The 15,921-nt window shown below is 40.3% G+C and carries 16 protein-coding genes and 2 pseudogenes; 10 read left to right on the top strand and 8 right to left on the bottom strand.

Annotation, left to right across the window (positions count from 1 at the left end; all coding sequences use genetic code 11):
* Positions 1-11 precede the first annotated feature (11 nt).
* Positions 12-983 carry an alpha/beta hydrolase family protein gene (locus ACX27_RS35940; RefSeq protein ID WP_418006544.1) on the bottom strand — a complete coding sequence of 324 codons (972 nt, stop codon included), beginning with the start codon at positions 981-983 and terminating at the stop codon, positions 12-14.
* Positions 984-1,035: 52 nt separating this feature from the next.
* Positions 1,036-1,617, bottom strand: a complete 582-nt coding sequence (locus ACX27_RS35935; protein ID WP_418006542.1) for an alpha/beta hydrolase — start codon at positions 1,615-1,617, stop codon at positions 1,036-1,038.
* A 323-nt stretch (positions 1,618-1,940) separates the two neighbouring features.
* On the opposite strand from ACX27_RS35935, the gene ACX27_RS30265 reads away from it, so the two are divergent.
* The 3 genes and pseudogenes from ACX27_RS30265 (at position 1,941) to ACX27_RS30255 (ending at position 5,265) form a co-directional block, all read left to right on the top strand.
* Positions 1,941-3,311, top strand: a complete 1,371-nt coding sequence (locus ACX27_RS30265; protein WP_062297977.1) for a cytochrome P450 — start codon at positions 1,941-1,943, stop codon at positions 3,309-3,311.
* 90 nt (positions 3,312-3,401) lie between these two features.
* On the top strand, positions 3,402-4,121 hold the full coding sequence (locus ACX27_RS30260; protein WP_062297975.1) for a 16S rRNA (uracil(1498)-N(3))-methyltransferase: 720 nt from the start codon (positions 3,402-3,404) through the stop codon (positions 4,119-4,121).
* 51 nt (positions 4,122-4,172) lie between these two features.
* Positions 4,173-5,265 (top strand): annotated as a pseudogene (locus tag ACX27_RS30255) (tetratricopeptide repeat protein).
* 4 nt (positions 5,266-5,269) lie between these two features.
* Here ACX27_RS30255 and ACX27_RS30250 read toward each other — a convergent pair.
* Positions 5,270-5,708 (bottom strand): annotated as a pseudogene (locus ACX27_RS30250) (hypothetical protein).
* 526 nt (positions 5,709-6,234) lie between these two features.
* On the opposite strand from ACX27_RS30250, the gene ACX27_RS33105 reads away from it, so the two are divergent.
* From ACX27_RS33105 to ACX27_RS30240, 4 genes are all read left to right on the top strand, one after another.
* Positions 6,235-6,405, top strand: a complete 171-nt coding sequence (locus tag ACX27_RS33105) for a hypothetical protein (protein WP_200929888.1) — start codon at positions 6,235-6,237, stop codon at positions 6,403-6,405.
* A 34-nt stretch (positions 6,406-6,439) separates the two neighbouring features.
* Positions 6,440-6,790, top strand: a complete 351-nt coding sequence (locus tag ACX27_RS33100; RefSeq protein ID WP_200929887.1) for a hypothetical protein — start codon at positions 6,440-6,442, stop codon at positions 6,788-6,790.
* The gene (locus tag ACX27_RS33095; protein ID WP_200929886.1) at positions 6,765-7,145 is read left to right on the top strand and encodes a hypothetical protein; all 381 of its coding nucleotides are present in this window, start codon (positions 6,765-6,767) and stop codon (positions 7,143-7,145) included. Before ACX27_RS33100 ends, ACX27_RS33095 begins: the two co-directional genes overlap by 26 nt.
* A 210-nt stretch (positions 7,146-7,355) precedes the next feature.
* A complete protein-coding gene (locus ACX27_RS30240; RefSeq protein ID WP_062297974.1) occupies positions 7,356-8,009 on the top strand; it encodes an esterase/lipase family protein in 654 nt (217 codons plus the stop codon).
* A gap of 68 nt (positions 8,010-8,077) precedes the next feature.
* Here ACX27_RS30240 and ACX27_RS30235 read toward each other — a convergent pair whose 3' ends face one another.
* Positions 8,078-8,512 (bottom strand): VOC family protein, encoded by a 435-nt coding sequence (locus ACX27_RS30235; RefSeq protein WP_062297972.1) that lies wholly within the window; start codon positions 8,510-8,512, stop codon positions 8,078-8,080.
* 348 nt (positions 8,513-8,860) lie between these two features.
* Here ACX27_RS30235 and ACX27_RS30230 point away from each other — a divergent pair, with 348 nt between their 5' ends.
* The 3 genes from ACX27_RS30230 to ACX27_RS30220 all read left to right on the top strand — a co-directional run bounded on the left by ACX27_RS30230 (position 8,861) and on the right by ACX27_RS30220 (position 13,494).
* The gene (locus ACX27_RS30230; protein ID WP_062297970.1) at positions 8,861-9,658 is read left to right on the top strand and encodes a TIGR00297 family protein; all 798 of its coding nucleotides are present in this window, start codon (positions 8,861-8,863) and stop codon (positions 9,656-9,658) included.
* A 426-nt stretch (positions 9,659-10,084) separates the two neighbouring features.
* A complete protein-coding gene (locus tag ACX27_RS30225) occupies positions 10,085-10,843 on the top strand; it encodes a peptidylprolyl isomerase (RefSeq protein ID WP_062297968.1) in 759 nt (252 codons plus the stop codon).
* A complete protein-coding gene (locus tag ACX27_RS30220; RefSeq protein WP_062297966.1) occupies positions 10,792-13,494 on the top strand; it encodes a peptidase domain-containing ABC transporter in 2,703 nt (900 codons plus the stop codon). Before ACX27_RS30225 ends, ACX27_RS30220 begins: the two co-directional genes overlap by 52 nt.
* Positions 13,495-13,673: 179 nt before the next feature.
* Here the strand turns inward: ACX27_RS30220 and petJ are convergent, their stop codons facing one another.
* From petJ to ACX27_RS30200, 4 genes are all read right to left on the bottom strand, one after another.
* Positions 13,674-14,018: a cytochrome c6 PetJ gene (gene petJ / locus ACX27_RS30215; protein ID WP_062297964.1), complete on the bottom strand. Its 345-nt coding sequence runs from the start codon at positions 14,016-14,018 to the stop codon at positions 13,674-13,676.
* A gap of 263 nt (positions 14,019-14,281) precedes the next feature.
* Positions 14,282-14,698 carry a plastocyanin gene (gene petE / locus ACX27_RS30210; RefSeq protein WP_062297963.1) on the bottom strand — a complete coding sequence of 139 codons (417 nt, stop codon included), beginning with the start codon at positions 14,696-14,698 and terminating at the stop codon, positions 14,282-14,284.
* 400 nt (positions 14,699-15,098) lie between these two features.
* The gene (gene psbV / locus ACX27_RS30205; RefSeq protein ID WP_062297962.1) at positions 15,099-15,590 is read right to left on the bottom strand and encodes a photosystem II cytochrome c-550; all 492 of its coding nucleotides are present in this window, start codon (positions 15,588-15,590) and stop codon (positions 15,099-15,101) included.
* 76 nt (positions 15,591-15,666) lie between these two features.
* Entirely contained in the window at positions 15,667-15,921 is a 255-nt protein-coding gene (locus ACX27_RS30200; protein WP_062297960.1) for a hypothetical protein, read from the bottom strand.

Here is a 15,921-nt window from a genome sequence, read left to right as displayed (position 1 = left end):
CCAAAGTGAGACTAGAAATTTTTTTGGGCGTAAGCAGGATGGAGATAAGAGATATAATGTGGCTTTTTTGCAATATAAGTCTGAAAAAACGGCACACTGAAAGCATTAATGTAACGCCGCGCTTGTAAAACATCGCCAACTACATCAGTAGGTAATGCTATTTGTCCAGATGCGGGGTTTCCATCACCAATAGTCGAAAAATGAGTTCCACCGATAAGAGTGACAAGATATTTTTGAGAATTGGTTAACCAAGAAAAAGGTAAAATTTGCTCAAACAAAGCTGGTGCCACTGTATCATTGCTACTAGCAACAATCATTACTGGTGTTTTGATTTGGCTTAAACCAGTTTTGCCAAAAATAGAACTGGTAATTGGGTTAATAGCGATCGCAGCTTTTACCCTATTATCTTGTAAATTGTCATTAACAGATTGGTTTGGCAGTTCCAGGGCGCGACACTGAAATAATAAAGACATATTCCAGGTTTGGCGCAGTGCCTCAGTTGTACAATCTTGTTTGAGTTGGGTAAAATTAATTTTCGCACCTGCTAAAGCCAGGGCTGTATAACCACCTAAAGAATGACCAATAACGCCTACTTGTTGTAAGTTGAGTTTACCTTTAAATCGAGCATCAGATTTGTCACTTTTTTCTAGCTGATTCAAGATATATTTAATATCTAAAGGTCGGTTTTGAAATTCATCGGCGGTGACTAATTGCGTAGCTTGTTCTGGAAGTTGCGATCGCAGTTGTTTTGGATCACTCCCTGGATGATTGGGAACAACTACCGCAAACCCATAAGAAGCTAAATGAGTAGCTAAATATTGAAAATTACTACTATCTGTACCCAAACCATGCGAAATTACAATTACTGGTGCAGGAGTTAAAAGATTAGGAAGATAAATATTAGTTAATAATGTACGGTTACGGGCGGAGTCAAAATAATTTAATGTATACTTTTGTGACTTTAAGCTTCCCGGTTTTTGCAAATCGGGTAATTGTGAGAAGTTACTCGGCTTGGGGATTGTAATAGCTTCTAGATTAGATTTTTTTTGTAACTGTGGCGATCGCTTGATTAGTGGCTTGAACTAAATTTTCTAGTTCTGTGGCGATTTTAAAACTACGCCCTAAATCAATCCGAATACTGTTAGCCGGATATTTGCGTAACAGATTTAATAACGTTAATCCTTCTGATTCTGCAACTGCGAGAATTAACGCCGAACGCATTTCATCTAATATTGGTTGCGTTTGCGGCGATTTATTTTGAATAACTTCGGTAAAACGGCGGAGTAAAAATTCTCCTTGTGGTGTCGAAAGAAATTGTGACACTACCGCCGGACTAGATTTTACAGGGGTAATTAAAATACTTCGTAATTCTTGAAACTGTTGTGGAGGAATATATTGCTGATAAATTGCTAATTCATCATCAATAATACCTTTTTTGGCATAATTTTCTAAAGCAGTCACAGAAACAGAAAACTCTAAAACTGAATATGAAAGATAAACTCGTTCTGCTGCTTTTGCTGATGTATTAATTCCCAATATTGGTAACAATGTTGACAGAACTAATAAGAGCGAATTTATTTTCAGGGTGCTAACCCAATTCATCAATAAACTAGTCATCGCTCAACTTGATTGGTGATATTGTTTCACTGGATTTTGGCTTTGGTAGTTATTAGCGCACCCTACTAGACAAAAAAGGCAGACATTCTGTCTCCTGCCTCCTTAAACACTCGCAAAAATCATAACAAATCAGGAATTACTCGTGCCTCGGTATGTGTGATGTAGTGTGAAGAAATATGCTGAGAACAATAAGATTTTAGACTTCTCAGAAGTGAGAGATTTTTTGGTTTAGAGATATAGTTAAATCTATCTTTTTCAGGAGGATTTTTATACATTAACTGCACTAATCTTCTTGAAGAGATACAAACTACCAGAGATGTTTTATGTCTAAAGATGTATTTGAGTTATCAGCACCACCAGTTAATTCTATTGTTGGTCATTTACTAGAACTGGGACAAGACCCATTAGGGTTTCTCAGTCGCTGTCGTGATTATGGTGATATTGTTCCTTTGCAGTTGGGGTTAACACCTGCGTGTTTAGTAACTAATCCTGACTACATCGAAGAAGTTCTCAAAAATCGTCAAGATTTTATTAAAAGTCGAGGTTTACGTAGTTTAAAAACTCTTTTAGGAGAAGGTTTATTAACAGCAGAAGGAGAATCTTGGTTGTGGCAACGTCGTCTCGCTCAACCAGTATTTCACCAAAAACGAATTAATGGATATAGCCAAATTATGGTGGAGTATGCCAACCAAATGTTACAAACCTGGCGTGATGGCGAAACTCGTGATATTCATGCAGATATGATGCAGTTGACGTTAGAAATTGTCATGAAGTGCATATTTAGTGCTGAGGTGGATGCAGGTGAAGCCAAGGTTGTAGCTAATGCACTTGATATTGCAATGCACTGGTTTGAGAGTAAGCGGAAGCAGAATTTTCTGGTGTGGGAGTGGTTTCCCAGACCAGAAAACATCAATTATCGTCGTGCTATTACCCAGATGAACGAAGCGATTGACAAACTGATTCAAGAGCGTCGCCATAGCCAAGAAAAAACTCATGATTTGTTGACGATGTTAATGGAAGCAAAAGATGAACAAACAGGTCAACAAATGGATGATAAATTACTGCGGGATGAAGTCGCTACGTTAATGTTGGCAGGTCACGAAACTACAGCCAATACTTTATCTTGGACATGGATGCTTTTGGCACAAAATCCTGAAGTCCGGCAAAAATTACAGTCAGAACTTGATCAAGTATTGCAAGGAAAGTTACCAACATTAGAAAATTTAGGCAAGTTAGTTTATACCCAGCAAGTCATCAAAGAATCAATGCGGTTATATCCTCCCGTATCTTTGATGGGACGAGAAGCCGCAGTAGATACACAAATTGGCGATTACGAAATTCCCCAAGGTACATCAATTATGATTAGCCAATGGGTAATGCACCGTCATCCAAAATATTTTGAAAATGCTGAAGCTTTTCAACCCGAACGTTGGACAGAAGAGTTAGAAAAACAACTGCCCAAAGGAGTGTATATTCCTTTTGGTGATGGGCCGAGAATTTGTATTGGTAAAGGTTTCGCGCAGATGGAAGCGGCTTTATTATTAGCGACTATTGCTCAAAGCTTCCAAATAGATTTAGTGCCAGGATACCCCATTGTGCCTCAGCCTTCAATTACATTACGTCCTGAAAATGGACTGAAGGTGGAAATCAAGCAAATAAAGTTGAAGGCTGCATCCGGTGCAGGGATTGTCTAATTATTGTTAGTTGCTTTTCAGGGAAAAGTTTAGCGTCAATAATAAATTACACAGATTGTTGCTTGTTTTCTCTGTTCACAAACAAATAGCATGGCTCAACTACAACGAATCGCGATCGCACCTGCTCAATTTCAACAAGACCAAATTTTACTGACACCCCAACAACTACATTATCTGGGGCGAGTCTTGCGTTTGCGTGAGGGCGATCGCTTTATTGCAATGGACGGAATGGGTAAATGGTGGTTAACCCAGCTAACAGGAAAACAAGCTCAGGTTTTAGAAACTCTTTCCGTAACTACAGAATTGCCCATAACAATTACACTAATGATTGCGTTGCCCAAAGGCAGTGGCTTTGATGAAGTTGTGCGTTGCTGTACGGAAATTGGTGTAACTTGTATTGCCCCGGTAATTAGCGATCGCACTCTTCTTCATCCGAGTCCGCAAAAACTCGAACGTTGGCGGCGGATTGCAGCTGAAGCGGCTGAACAATCGGAACGCGCTTTTGTCCCCACAATTTTAGAACCAGTTGCTTTTAGGGAGGCTTTGTCAACAGTCAATGGTCATAAGTATATCTGTGAAGCGCGGGGTAACTATCCCCACCTCCTCAACTGCTTACCAAACAAAGGACAAATGACAAACGACAGCGAACTAATTATTGCTACAGGCCCCGAAGGTGGATGGACAGAAACAGAAATTGCAAATGCGATCGCTTCTGGCTTTCAAGCTGTATCCCTCGGTCGTCGAGTTCTCCGCGCTATCACTGCACCCATCGTTGCTTTATCCTTAGTTACCGCAGCCTGTGAAGTATAAATGATAATAAGCCGCTTCCAAAACTCAAGGCGGGATGCAGGGAAACAAACTATGATTGAGCGAGTTGCGATCGCTTTTGACCGTAAAGATTATCACACTGCTGCTAAACTACTCCAGCAGTTGTCCAAAGAATCACCGGATAATCCTTGGGTGCAATTTTATATTGCCAGACTTTATGAAGTATCTCATAAGCAACAAGACGCTGAAAAAAATTTATCGTCAGTTATTGCGGAGTACAACTAACTCGAAAATAGTTTCGCAAGCACGCCAAGGTTTACAACGCCTCAAAGAAGTTGAACAAGAACAAAGACAACGCGCCATTGCTAAAGCCACAGCCGAACCTAACAGTAATGAGCCAGGGATACTTGTTTTAGAGCCTTTGACTAATCAAGAAAAGTCAACAGTTGCAGCCCAATTTGCTCAAATTATGCAGCTAGACACCTATACAGCCAGACTAATTCTCCCCAGCCGCAGTTGGAGAGTCTATCGCTATGGCCAAGTGGGAAAATTAAAATTCTATGGTGAACAGCTACAAGCTGCGGGAATTCCTTGCTTTTGGTCAACAATCAGTGCAGTCCAACAAATACAAGTTTATCAAGTTGAATATTTTTCGGAATCTGGTACACAAGCTACGGTTGTTTGTCGCAACCAAACTCATCAACTGGGTTCTCTAACTTTTAATTGGTCAGAAGTGCAAGCTAGAGTCGCGGGACTATTACCAATTTTTGAAGAAGTTGTCGATACTAATGCTCGCCATAAGCTAGAGCGAAAAACTCAAACCCAAGATTACGCTCAGTTTTGTGATTTACATTTACCTGGGCGGCGTTGCATTCTGCGACTGTCTGATCAAAGTTATGATTTTCAACAAGGTGTAGAAATTGCTGCTCTAGCTAGTCAAAATACCATCAGAATTAACTGGAATAAAGTAATTAACTGGCTAGAACAGCATCTGCCACAAGTGAAGCTTTGGTCAGATTTCACACCTTTTGCGGAGACGATTCTAGATCAAACGGAAATGTTAAGCAATATCACACCCAATATCAATTTAATGCGTCGAGAACCGACGAATTGGGATGCTGCTTTTCAGTTGTATAGCGGATTGGTGTTTAATAAATGCTTGGCGATCGCTGACAGTCAAAATTAAATCACTAAGCTTGGTTAGGAGTTTTAACTTGACTTGCCATATCTAAGAAAGAACTCATATTTGCTCCTGGACGGCGACGACCATTAGAAGCACCAGAAGGAGCTAAATATTTGGGTGCAAATGTAGTTATAGCTGGTTCTTTCTTCGCAGCCACCACTGGTGCAGGTGCTTTGGCTGGTTCAGCAGGTGCAGCTTTGCCATTTTGGGATGCTTTGACTGCTTTAGCCGCAGATTTTTTGGCTGGTTCAGGCGCTGCTGTTGCTTTTGTACCGTTGGAAGTAGCTACGGGTTTGGGTGCTTCTGCTGGTTTGGGTGCTGGTTTGACTTCTGCACCACTTTCATCTAATTGCAGGTAGTAGCCACCATTTTTTTTTCTTGCCACGGAGCAAACCTGTCAAGAATCCTAAAATCCCAGCGATTAAATTTTTGATAAAACCGAACATTAGAATTTCTCCTGCCTTCTATATTTCTGTAAATCTGACCTTAATGTTAAAAATTGCAGCCTAATGCTACATTTCTTTGCGCCATACTATGACTTTGACTAGCTTGATAGTTGAGTGTTTGAGTAACACTGGCGTAAGACTACAGAGCAAATGTTCTTGATTTTGCAGGCACTTGCAGCCTGTATATATCAAGACTCATTATTAAATTTTACCGTTACCATAAGCAAGATTATGAAAGTTTACTTAACAAAAATTAACATTGTAGAATTCAATTGAAAAATTTTGACCACCGACTTCGGAATTCTTTTTAGGTTATTTCTTATAGAGAAATGCTTTAACTCATGACAAACTTTTACTCAAGTATCAATTTAGAGGGATATACAGAGTCTTACAATTAATGATTTCAGTCTAAAAACTTTATATTTCAATAGTTTTACAATTTTTTTATCAGAATATTTACTGTATGCAAAACCCTAAAATAATGTATACATTATAACGTAATTAATCAGATGAATATAGTTAAACTATGGTTGAAATCAGCAAAAACATCGGTTCTCTCTGTTTCTGTACATCTGCCTTCGGTGAGAAATATAATCTGATGGCAAAACTTCTTGCACAAGATTTGGAGCAATTTGCTCCAGGTTCTCCCTTTGTTATTTATAGTGATAGACCTCAGATATTTAAAAAAAAATCTTAATGTACTGGCAGTCAAGCATTCATATCGAGGAGTATTGCCTTATCACGAGAGAAGATTTGCCATTTGGCAGGCTCTTTCTATATCTCCCTCTGTAATGTATTTAGACGCAGATGTAAGAATTTGTGCTTCAGTTCCTAAAACTCTAGAATTTCTTCCCGGTTTAACAGCTCGTAGCTGTGGAAATTTACAAAAACACATTCAAGAAGAGTTCAATAGAAATCCTAACTCACCTAAGCTTCAACATAAAAAGTATGTTATCGAAAAAATGGCGCGTAAAATAGGTATTGATATTGATTCTCCAGAATTAAAATTCATCAACGAGTTTTTATTTGTCATCAATGCCTCTGAAGGACGCGAACTTGAATTTTTTAAAAATTTGGGGTGAATTAGCGATTTATGCTGATATTTTGGGAATGCATAAACACCCAACTTATGCAATGGCTTTAGCAGCAGTGAAGAGTGAATTTCCAATTTATCAAAGTGAGATGAATGGCTTAGATTTTTTTGATGATAGAATTGAAAGAATTAGAATCAGTAAAGGTCAATCTACTTTAGAAGCTAAAGCACAATACTTCCATCAACAAAGTATTATTGAAGGAGAACGCAACCGTTTTCAAAGAATTTCCAGAAAATTTACCACTCAATCTTCATTTTTATACAATCGCATTCGTGTTCAATTATTTTCTAAAATATTTCCCTCAGTTCTTATAGATTACCCTGAGTTGAAGCTTAACAACTAGCGGAATCTTTTTTGATGCTAACAATTGTTTGTATTGAATTGATTGATCACTTTCTGGCTTCGCTCCAAATTCTTGCATCTGATAAACTTAGGTAGTATTTGCTATTCAATTTGTCAATTAGTATTATTTTTTTTATAGCAAATAATATCTCAGTTATGGTAATATGACCAATCAAAATTTGTGACAGACCAATACAAGCAAATTTAGGCGATGAACACCAATCAAAAGTACAACCCCGTCTTATTAATACACGGGATTGGAGATACAGAAGCAGTATTCCGCAAAATGAGAAATTACTTACAAGACAAAGGTTGGTCTGTATATGCTGTGAATTTAGTACCTAATAATGGCGTAGTTGGTCTTGATGTGTTGGCGCAGCAAGTAGCTGATTATATTGCCGCAACCTTTGAGCCAGAGCAAGCACTGGATATAATAGGTTTCAGCATGGGCGGCATTGTCAGTCGTTATTATGTCCAACGACTGGGAGGTATTGAGCGTGTGCAACGGTTGATTACCATTTCATCACCTCATAATGGAACTTATGTTGCTTATGGTTCTTGGCGGCCTGGTTGTGAACAAATGCGTACTCACAGTAACTTCCTCAAGGATTTAAATTCGGATGCTGTGATTTTGAAGCAGTTGAACTTTACATCAATTTGGACACCTTATGATTTGATGATTGTCCCAGCCAACAGTTCCCAAATGCCCATAGGTACAGAGGTAATTATCCCAGTAGCATCGCATCCTTGGATGTTAACCGATTCTAGGAGTTTAGCCGCAGTCGCCACAGCCTTAGCGGAACCCATTAGGAATTACTCGCAGAAATTGTCGGTTGAGACTGGGTTTAGGGGTGAAAGGGTATAGGGTGTAAGGGTTTTAGATGCTTACAACCTTACCCAATCTGGATTTTAGTTTTTATGGGTAAGTCCTAATTAAGCGCGATCGCCAATTTGGGTATACTCCTCATAACTCCCAAAAATCGCCTCTGGGTAGCGATAATATTTAAACTCCAACAAATTATAAAAAGGATCTTCTAAAAAGAAAGTCCGATGTTCTAAAGGTGAACCCACAAAGCGATCTTTAGCTTCTTCTCGAAATAACAGTTGGTGCTTTTGTGCTGTTTCTAACAAACTTTCCCAGTCACCTTCTTTAGTAAAGATTAACCCAAAGTGTCTAGGATATATCGTCCGTTGCCTTGTAAGAGGTTCTTTGGTAGTGTGCGCTACCAGTTGATGACCATAAAGATTGAGAATCAAAGCATGGGGGTTTTCCCGTCCTGGAATACAGCCCAAACCATCGACATAATAGGCTTTTGTCTGTTGGATATCACTCACAGGAAAAGCCAAATGAAATATAGGTTTATTCATAACAGGTATTTTTGGTAGTTGCTATCTACAATTTATGCCCTGAAAACTTGTTTGTGGTTAATTGGAACACAGTTTTATATTGCTGTTACTTATATGCTGTTAGCGATATTTACAGCCTGGAACAAGAAAGTGGTGAGTAGGGCGTAAGTCCTCAATGTGATTTACTAGCCTCTAGCCTCTAGCCCCTCTTTCGCTAAAAATCTTGCCTGTTTTTTCTCTCGCTACTAGTAAAAGTAAGAAAATCTATGCACTTTTAGAATTACAGAATGAGGGATAACATCTCAGGTTTAAAATTAGCTATTCTGTTGGTATGCTGGCAATGACAACACCACTTGTGATTCACTGCTAATGTTACCTTTACTTGACTCTGCGAATCCCTGGTTAGTGGGAGTAGGATTAAACGCCGTTTTATTGGGTTTAGTTGCGATCGCTCCTAAAAAGCTGCTGACCCCAGCAGGTATATTTCATGCTGGGATACTAGGTGTCATCGTTTGGGGAACTTTGGGTTGGCAGGGATATCTAGTAGTGGGATTTTATTTCCTGGTGGGTTCAGGCGTGACGCGCATCGGAATGGCACAGAAAGAAGCCCAAGGTATAGCCGAAAAGCGTTCTGGTGCCAGAGGCCCGGAAAACGTCTGGGGTTCAGCCTTAACTGCGGCGTTATGTGCTTTGGGTGTAGGGGTAATAAATTCAGGATGGTTGATATCTGATACCCAATCTTTAGTTCCCAATCCTGTGTCTCTGCTGTTGTTGGGCTACGTAGCGAGTTTTAGCACTAAGCTATCTGACACATCCGCCAGCGAAGTTGGGAAAGCTTATGGTAAAAGGACTTTTTTGATTACCACACTCCAACCTGTCCCCCGTGGTACAGAAGGCGCAGTGAGTTTAGAAGGAACCTTAGCTGGTGTAGTGGCATCGATCGCGATCGCCTTGGTAGGCTGGGGAGTAGGATTGATAGACTTATTAGGGGTTGTTTGGTGCATTTTTGCAGCGTTCATTGCCACCAATTTAGAAAGTGTCATTGGAGCCACACTGCAATCTAAATATACTTGGCTAACAAATGAACTGGTCAATATTTTAAATACATTAATGGGTGCGATCGCCGCCATAATTTTTGCTTGGTTGTGGAAAATTGCGATCGGCTAGTTACCCGATGAAATTTAACAGCTTTTCGGGCGAGGCAGAAGGCAGTACCAATGAAACTTATTTCATAGCCAAGTATGAAAGTGGGTCTAGTATTTTTACTCAGCACTTTCCATTCAGAAGGGAAGACTTTTAATCAAAGGTAAAGTCTTTGTGCAACGCCCATTTGAGTTTAAGTTCCCCGCCACAATCTGAGAATTTGGCGGTCTCCCCTATGGGATGTTACGCGCAAGATGAGAAGCGGGTTGAATCCTACTTTAATCGGCCTCTTGCCTCCTAACTCCTGCCTTTTTCAATACCATCATTGGATTTGAGATTTTGAATTGGGAATTGCAGTCTAAGTCTGACTTTCAGCCACTCTATCCGTCTGAATCTTTTTTCCAATCTCTCTGAATTATGAACTTTTAGCTGTTTTTCTTGAGTTATTTCATGGAATCTTTATCATTTCTGTCAATAAATGATCATCCACTCCCAATCACACAGGCAGTAAAATATCTCCAAGCTTCCGGCAAATTATCCCAGTTTATTGGCGATATTCTCCGGCAGTACGTGATTGAGCAAGAAATCCAAACTAGAGATGATTTAGATATCAATCCAGCTTTAACCGAACAAGCAGTTATTGACTTTCGTTTAAAAAATCAACTCACCCAACCCCAAACTTTTCAAGAATGGTTACAAACAAATGGTACAGATTATGAAACATTTCATAGATCAATTACATTAGGTTTTAAATTAGAAAAACTCAAAACATTAGTTACACAACCTCACATTCCTGAATATTTTATTGAAAGAAAAATTTATTTAGATCGTGTCGTCATTTCTCGCATTATTGTTGATAGCCAAGAACTTTGCGAAGAACTCAGAACCCAAATCGAAGAAGGAGCCAGCTTTGAACAATTAGCCAGAGAATATTCCCTAACAGACGATCGCATAATGAACGGCATGATGGGAGCAATCAGCCGTGGCACCATGCCAGATAAATTGCGGGCAGCGATTGATGTTGCTAGTTCTGGACAATTGGTGGGGCCGATAGAACTAGAAGGACGTTATGGTTTGTTTCGAGTCGAACAATTTCTGCCAGCGTCTTTAGAAGATACTCAACTCCAACAAGCATTACAAAATGAGTTATTTGAAAAATGGCTAGCAGAGAAAATTCAAAAGCTAACAGTGAAATTACAGATGGGTTAACAAATCTGGATCATGAATCTTTAGAAATCAACGCTATAGCAGAAATACCTTGGCAGCAAGGGCCTTTATGTTGGCTAAGTAGCGAACAACAAGCCAGATTGCGTCATCAATTAGTTATTCATCGTTACCAATTGGGAGAGAAAATCTGGTCAACACAAAAACGTGGCTACCAATACTACATAGTCTCAGGCAAAGTCAGGCTCAGACAAGAACAAGATAGCAAAGCGATCGCTGCTTTACAAACCGGAGATTGGTTCGGCGACCTCTACAAAATTGCCATAGACTGTAAAGCTGTAGCCGCTAGTAAAGAAGTCATCGTAGCTTGTTGGGACAGTTCCCTGTGGACAGAATTTAGCACTCCCGAAATTGAACAATTCTTCTCTGGTTCCCTAACCGAAACTGCACCCAGCAATTCTCAACCCCAGCCCAGTCTCGAACCACAACTGCCCCTACCAGCCACAACTGTTAGTCCCGAAACTCAGCCACCAACTCTCCAAGAATTACTCAACCGCACTCCAGATAATTCCAATTACCCCTTTATTGGCCACAGTAATACCGCAGCCGCTTGTCTGACAATGGTGGCGCAACACCTAGACAACCCCGTGCAACTGGAATGGGTACAGCGCCAACTACGCGGACAAAGCACCAAACACATCGTTGAAGCTGGCGAAAAACTTGGACTAGTATTGCGGCGACTCCAAGTCAGTTGGGAAGAACTACCCAAACTTTCCTTTCCGGCTTTGATTTTATGGCAAAGCGAAAATCAACCCCAACCCAGTTGGGTAGTGGTTTATGCCATCAAAGGTTCCCGCCTAATTGTGGCGAATCCCCTCAATCCAGGGCAAATCTGTGAAACTCTGCCCCAATCAATGGTCGAAGCTGTTTGGGATGGGCAACTCTGGCAAGTAGAACTAATTAATAAACATGAAAAGTTCAACCTCAGTTGGTTTATTCCGGCTGTCTGGAAATACAAGGGATTATTAGGGGAAGTTTTACTGGCATCCTTAACATTACAACTGTTTGGGTTAGGTACACCCCTAATTACTCAAGTCATCATCGATAAGGTAATGGTGCAAGAAAGCTTGCCCACCCTGGATGTAATGGCTATAGCTTTATTGTTAATTGCTTGCTTTGAGGCAGTGCTGGGTACTTTACGTCTCTTCATCTTTACCCATACAGCTAGGCGCTTGGATTTAAGCTTGTCGGCACAGCTATTTCGCCATCTGATGCGCTTGCCTTTAGCTTATTTTGAATCTCGGCGGGTGGGTGATACAGTTGCCCGTGTTCAAGAACTCGAACAAATCCGGCAATTTCTCACGGGTACAGCTTTAACAGTAATTCTTGACAGCATCTTTGCCGTTGTTTATTTGGCATTGATGTTTTACTACAACATCCCTTTAACTTTTGTCGCTTTGGCAGTGTTGCCATTGTTTGCCACTTTAACCATTTTTGCCACACCAATTTTACGCAACTGGCTGAACGAAACCTTTAACCGTAGTGCAGACAGTCAATCGTTTTTGGTAGAGACAATTACAGGCATTCATTCTGTGAAAGCCCATGCGGCTGAACCAGTGGCGCGGGAACGTTGGGAAGGGTTATTTGCCCGATTTATCCGCACTGGGTTTAAAGCTTCAACAACATCTAATATCAGTAGTAATATTGGTGACTTCCTCACGAATTTTTCTACTTTACTGATTCTCTGGGTGGGCGCAAAGTTGGTAATTGACCAAAAACTCACTATTGGTCAGTTGGTAGCTTTTCAAATGTTATCTGGTCGGGTAACGCAACCACTATTACGTTTGGTACAACTGTGGCAAAATCTCCAACAAGTATTACTTTCAGTCGATAGAATTGGTGATATTCTCAACACTGCCCCAGAAGCAGAACCAGGCACAGGATTAGTTTTACCAGCATTAAAAGGGCAAGTCAATTTTGAACAGGTATTTTTCCGTTACCAAGCCCATACTGAACCAGTTTTACGCGGCATTACTTTTGATGTCCAGCCGGGACAGTTTATTGGCATAGTCGGACGTAGTGGTTCGGGTAAAAGTACGCTGTCAAAGTTGTTGCAACGCTTATATCAAATTGAGTCAGGACGCATTTTAATTGATGGCTTTGATATTAAGAGTGCTGATTTAGCATCACTGCGGCAACAAATTGGCGTAGTTTTGCAAGAAGACTTTTTGTTTAATGGTTCAATTTTAGAAAATATTACCTTGGGCAATCCCAATATTACGGCGGAACAGGTAGTAGAAGCCGCGAGATTAGCTGTCGCCCATGATTTTATCAGTCAATTGCCATTCGGTTATGAAACGAATGTGGGAGAACGAGGTACAGCTTTGTCTGGTGGACAGCGCCAACGTATTGCTTTAGCACGCTTGTTTTTATCCGACGCTCCGATTTTAATTTTGGATGAGGCAACAAGTGCTTTAGATAGCGAAACTGAACAACAGGTACTCCAAAACCTCCAAAAAGTTTCGGCAAATCGCACAGTGTTTTTGATTGCTCACCGCTTTGCTCCGCTCAAACGGGCTGATTTAATTGTGGTGATGGAGAAAGGCGTAATTGCGGAACGGGGTACTCACACTCAACTTTTACAGCAGAAGGGTTTGTATTGGTCTCTTTATCAGCGTCAACAGGCTAATGTGTAGGTAAAAAGGCAAAAGGTAAAAGGTAAAAGGCAAAGATTTTAATTTCTAGGTTCTAGCTTATAGATTGGCAGAAATCAACATACCATCTGAAATGCGTAAACATCTTGTGGTACAAACACTCTTTGTTTTTACTTTTGCCTTTCTACTTTTGCCTTCTTTTACTAGCCTCTGTTCCACATCTACCATCCTTGTTCGGCTTTTTGAAAAACGTAAGCGGCGACATCCAAAATTTCTTCAGGGGTTAATTTGTTTTTGAAGGGGGGCATGGCATTTTTGCCATTTTGGACTTGATGAATAATTGCTTGAAGGGAGTCGGTGTTATAGTCTGCCAAGTATTTTGATAATGCTTCTTTGTTTAAGGTTTTTTCGGCAACGAGAATGTTACCGCCACCTATGTGACAAGAAGCGCAATTGGCGCTAAAGATTTTTGCACCGTTGGATGTTTCGGCGGCTAGTGCTGGATAAGTAAATGTTAATTGGAAGAGCGCGATCGCTAGAAATAAAATTAACAACAATCTTCTCAAGTTATTCTCCAGACTCTAGCGCCTAAATAGAGTTCTCATCTACACTTTGACTGCTACATTTTATCAGTTTTACATTTAAATAAAATTAGCGGTGACGAGTTCGTCTCTCACATCGCTGTGCGCTGTTGAGCATTTTAGGCGGAAATAAGACTCGTCACCGCTATTAATTGATTTGTTGTATATGCCAGACTCTGGCATTTTTTAGTTTGTGAATTTTCCTGAAGAGCCTAGAGAATTATCTAGTTTCACAAGTGCTATTTCTACTATTGAACAATGATGTGACCAACCATACCAGCACCACGATGGGGTTCACAATAAAAGGTGTAATCACCTGTAGGTGCATCAGCAGGGATGGTGGTTGTTTGTGTTTGACCAGGACTCATTAACAAGCTTTTGTGAGACAGAGATTTAGCTAAGTCTGCACTCTTAGCAGGGTTGAGAGCCGCATCAAAGACAACGTTATGGGGAGGAACTTTGTTATTTACCCACTCAATTGTATCGCCGGGCTTCACTGTTACCTTGCTGGGTTCAAATGCCAGCATTCCTTTATCGCTACCCAACTTGATTTGGTAGGTTTCAGCAGATGCTGAAGGTGCAAAAATAGCAAAGCTGCTTACAACTAAAATCATTGTCAATACAGCTAGGCTCAAGCGTCGCAGGCTTGCCGCAATTAATTTCATGACTTTCTCCTAACAAATGGTTTTATTGTCCCTATCTCATTTTAAATAAAATCAACGCCAAAGTTTGACAATATGTCGTAGATCCAATTTATTTTATTTATTGGGTCATAAATTAATATTCAGCAACCTGGCAATCAGAAACAACTCTGAGTTTTTATCCACTAAAAGGATGTTCTGTCAAGTAGATAAAATCTCAAAAATCGGTTTTAATTCTTAAAAAATCATAGAGATTGGGAATTAGTCACTGTGAAGTATCAAGATTGCAGAATTAAGACTGAAAAATTGAAGTAAAATTTTATACTTCATATTTTATCCTAGCCTTTGGCAAGACGCTGTGCGTCTACATACTTGTTTCTTCCCAGTATCTAATTCCCCAAGACTCAGCAATTATGACTGAGGTTTAGTAATAGATTTTGCCACCGCCCCACTTGGTACCTACGACTTTAGGTTGTAGGAGGATGTGACCAGCTATAGCTACCAAATCATCTTCGGTCAGATTTCGCATTTCTGTGAAAATATCTGCACTCTTAAGGCTGGGGTGTAATTCAGAGATTTCCTCTTCCCCGTCATAAGTGGTGGGATTTTTCATGTAATCTACCAAACCTTCAATGTTGTTGCGGTTTGGTGTCGCCAATGCTAATGCTTCTGGTTCCAGTCCTACGTTTTGGTTGGTTTTGGTAACACCACCAACGTGACATTGAGCGCAAGCGTATTGAAATAAACGTTTGCCTTCTTTAACTTGTTTGAGGCTGAGAACAACAGTATCACCTTTGTCATTTAATGTGACTGTTCTGGTAGCTGCGTCTAGTTCCACAGCTGAAGCAGCACCGACCATCAACTGAAATGTCAGTAAAACAGTAACCACAACAACGCCAATTAATCTTCTAAACATGTTTCCCCTTAAAAATTTTGACGCTCAACACAGCTAAATAATGCGATACTCAATCTCTGTGTCGCTAACTGTTGTTCTATGTTGTTAAAAATTCGCTCCAGCCTGAAATCGCCCACAAGGTGACTCTGGTATCACTCACCGAGTCGCTAGTACCTTGATGGTGAATTTCAGACGGTGTTTGCGCCATAATTGCTTTTGCATTTTCTAACGCCCAATGAGCCTTTTGGCATTTGTAGGCAGTTCTCAATTGGTTATCTAGAGACCACACTTTCGTCACAGTCATACTGTAGTCTGTTGCTATCTCTGCGATCGGTAGACCTGCAAAACCCAT

This window comes from Nostoc piscinale CENA21, assembly GCF_001298445.1.
Lineage (GTDB): Bacteria > Cyanobacteriota > Cyanobacteriia > Cyanobacteriales > Nostocaceae > Nostoc_B > Nostoc_B piscinale_A.
Note: the sequence above shows the minus strand (reverse complement) of the source record. Positions and strands in the feature narration are given on the sequence as shown.

What these genes read in the sequence shown, in the direction of transcription:
- ACX27_RS35935 (WP_418006542.1), bottom strand. Translation starts at nt 1,617, where the DNA reads ATGACTAGTTTATTGATGAATTGGGTTAGCACCCTGAAAATAAATTCG.
- ACX27_RS30265 (WP_062297977.1), top strand. Translation starts at nt 1,941, where the DNA reads ATGTCTAAAGATGTATTTGAGTTATCAGCACCACCAGTTAATTCTATT.
- ACX27_RS30260 (WP_062297975.1), top strand. Translation starts at nt 3,402, where the DNA reads ATGGCTCAACTACAACGAATCGCGATCGCACCTGCTCAATTTCAACAA.
- ACX27_RS33105 (WP_200929888.1), top strand. Translation starts at nt 6,235, where the DNA reads ATGGTTGAAATCAGCAAAAACATCGGTTCTCTCTGTTTCTGTACATCT.
- ACX27_RS30240 (WP_062297974.1), top strand. Translation starts at nt 7,356, where the DNA reads ATGAACACCAATCAAAAGTACAACCCCGTCTTATTAATACACGGGATT.
- ACX27_RS30235 (WP_062297972.1), bottom strand. Translation starts at nt 8,512, where the DNA reads ATGAATAAACCTATATTTCATTTGGCTTTTCCTGTGAGTGATATCCAA.
- ACX27_RS30230 (WP_062297970.1), top strand. Translation starts at nt 8,861, where the DNA reads ATGTTACCTTTACTTGACTCTGCGAATCCCTGGTTAGTGGGAGTAGGA.
- ACX27_RS30225 (WP_062297968.1), top strand. Translation starts at nt 10,085, where the DNA reads ATGGAATCTTTATCATTTCTGTCAATAAATGATCATCCACTCCCAATC.
- ACX27_RS30220 (WP_062297966.1), top strand. Translation starts at nt 10,792, where the DNA reads ATGGCTAGCAGAGAAAATTCAAAAGCTAACAGTGAAATTACAGATGGG.
- petE (WP_062297963.1), bottom strand. Translation starts at nt 14,698, where the DNA reads ATGAAATTAATTGCGGCAAGCCTGCGACGCTTGAGCCTAGCTGTATTG.
- psbV (WP_062297962.1), bottom strand. Translation starts at nt 15,590, where the DNA reads ATGTTTAGAAGATTAATTGGCGTTGTTGTGGTTACTGTTTTACTGACA.
- ACX27_RS30200 (WP_062297960.1), bottom strand. Translation starts at nt 15,921, where the DNA reads ATGGGTTTTGCAGGTCTACCGATCGCAGAGATAGCAACAGACTACAGT.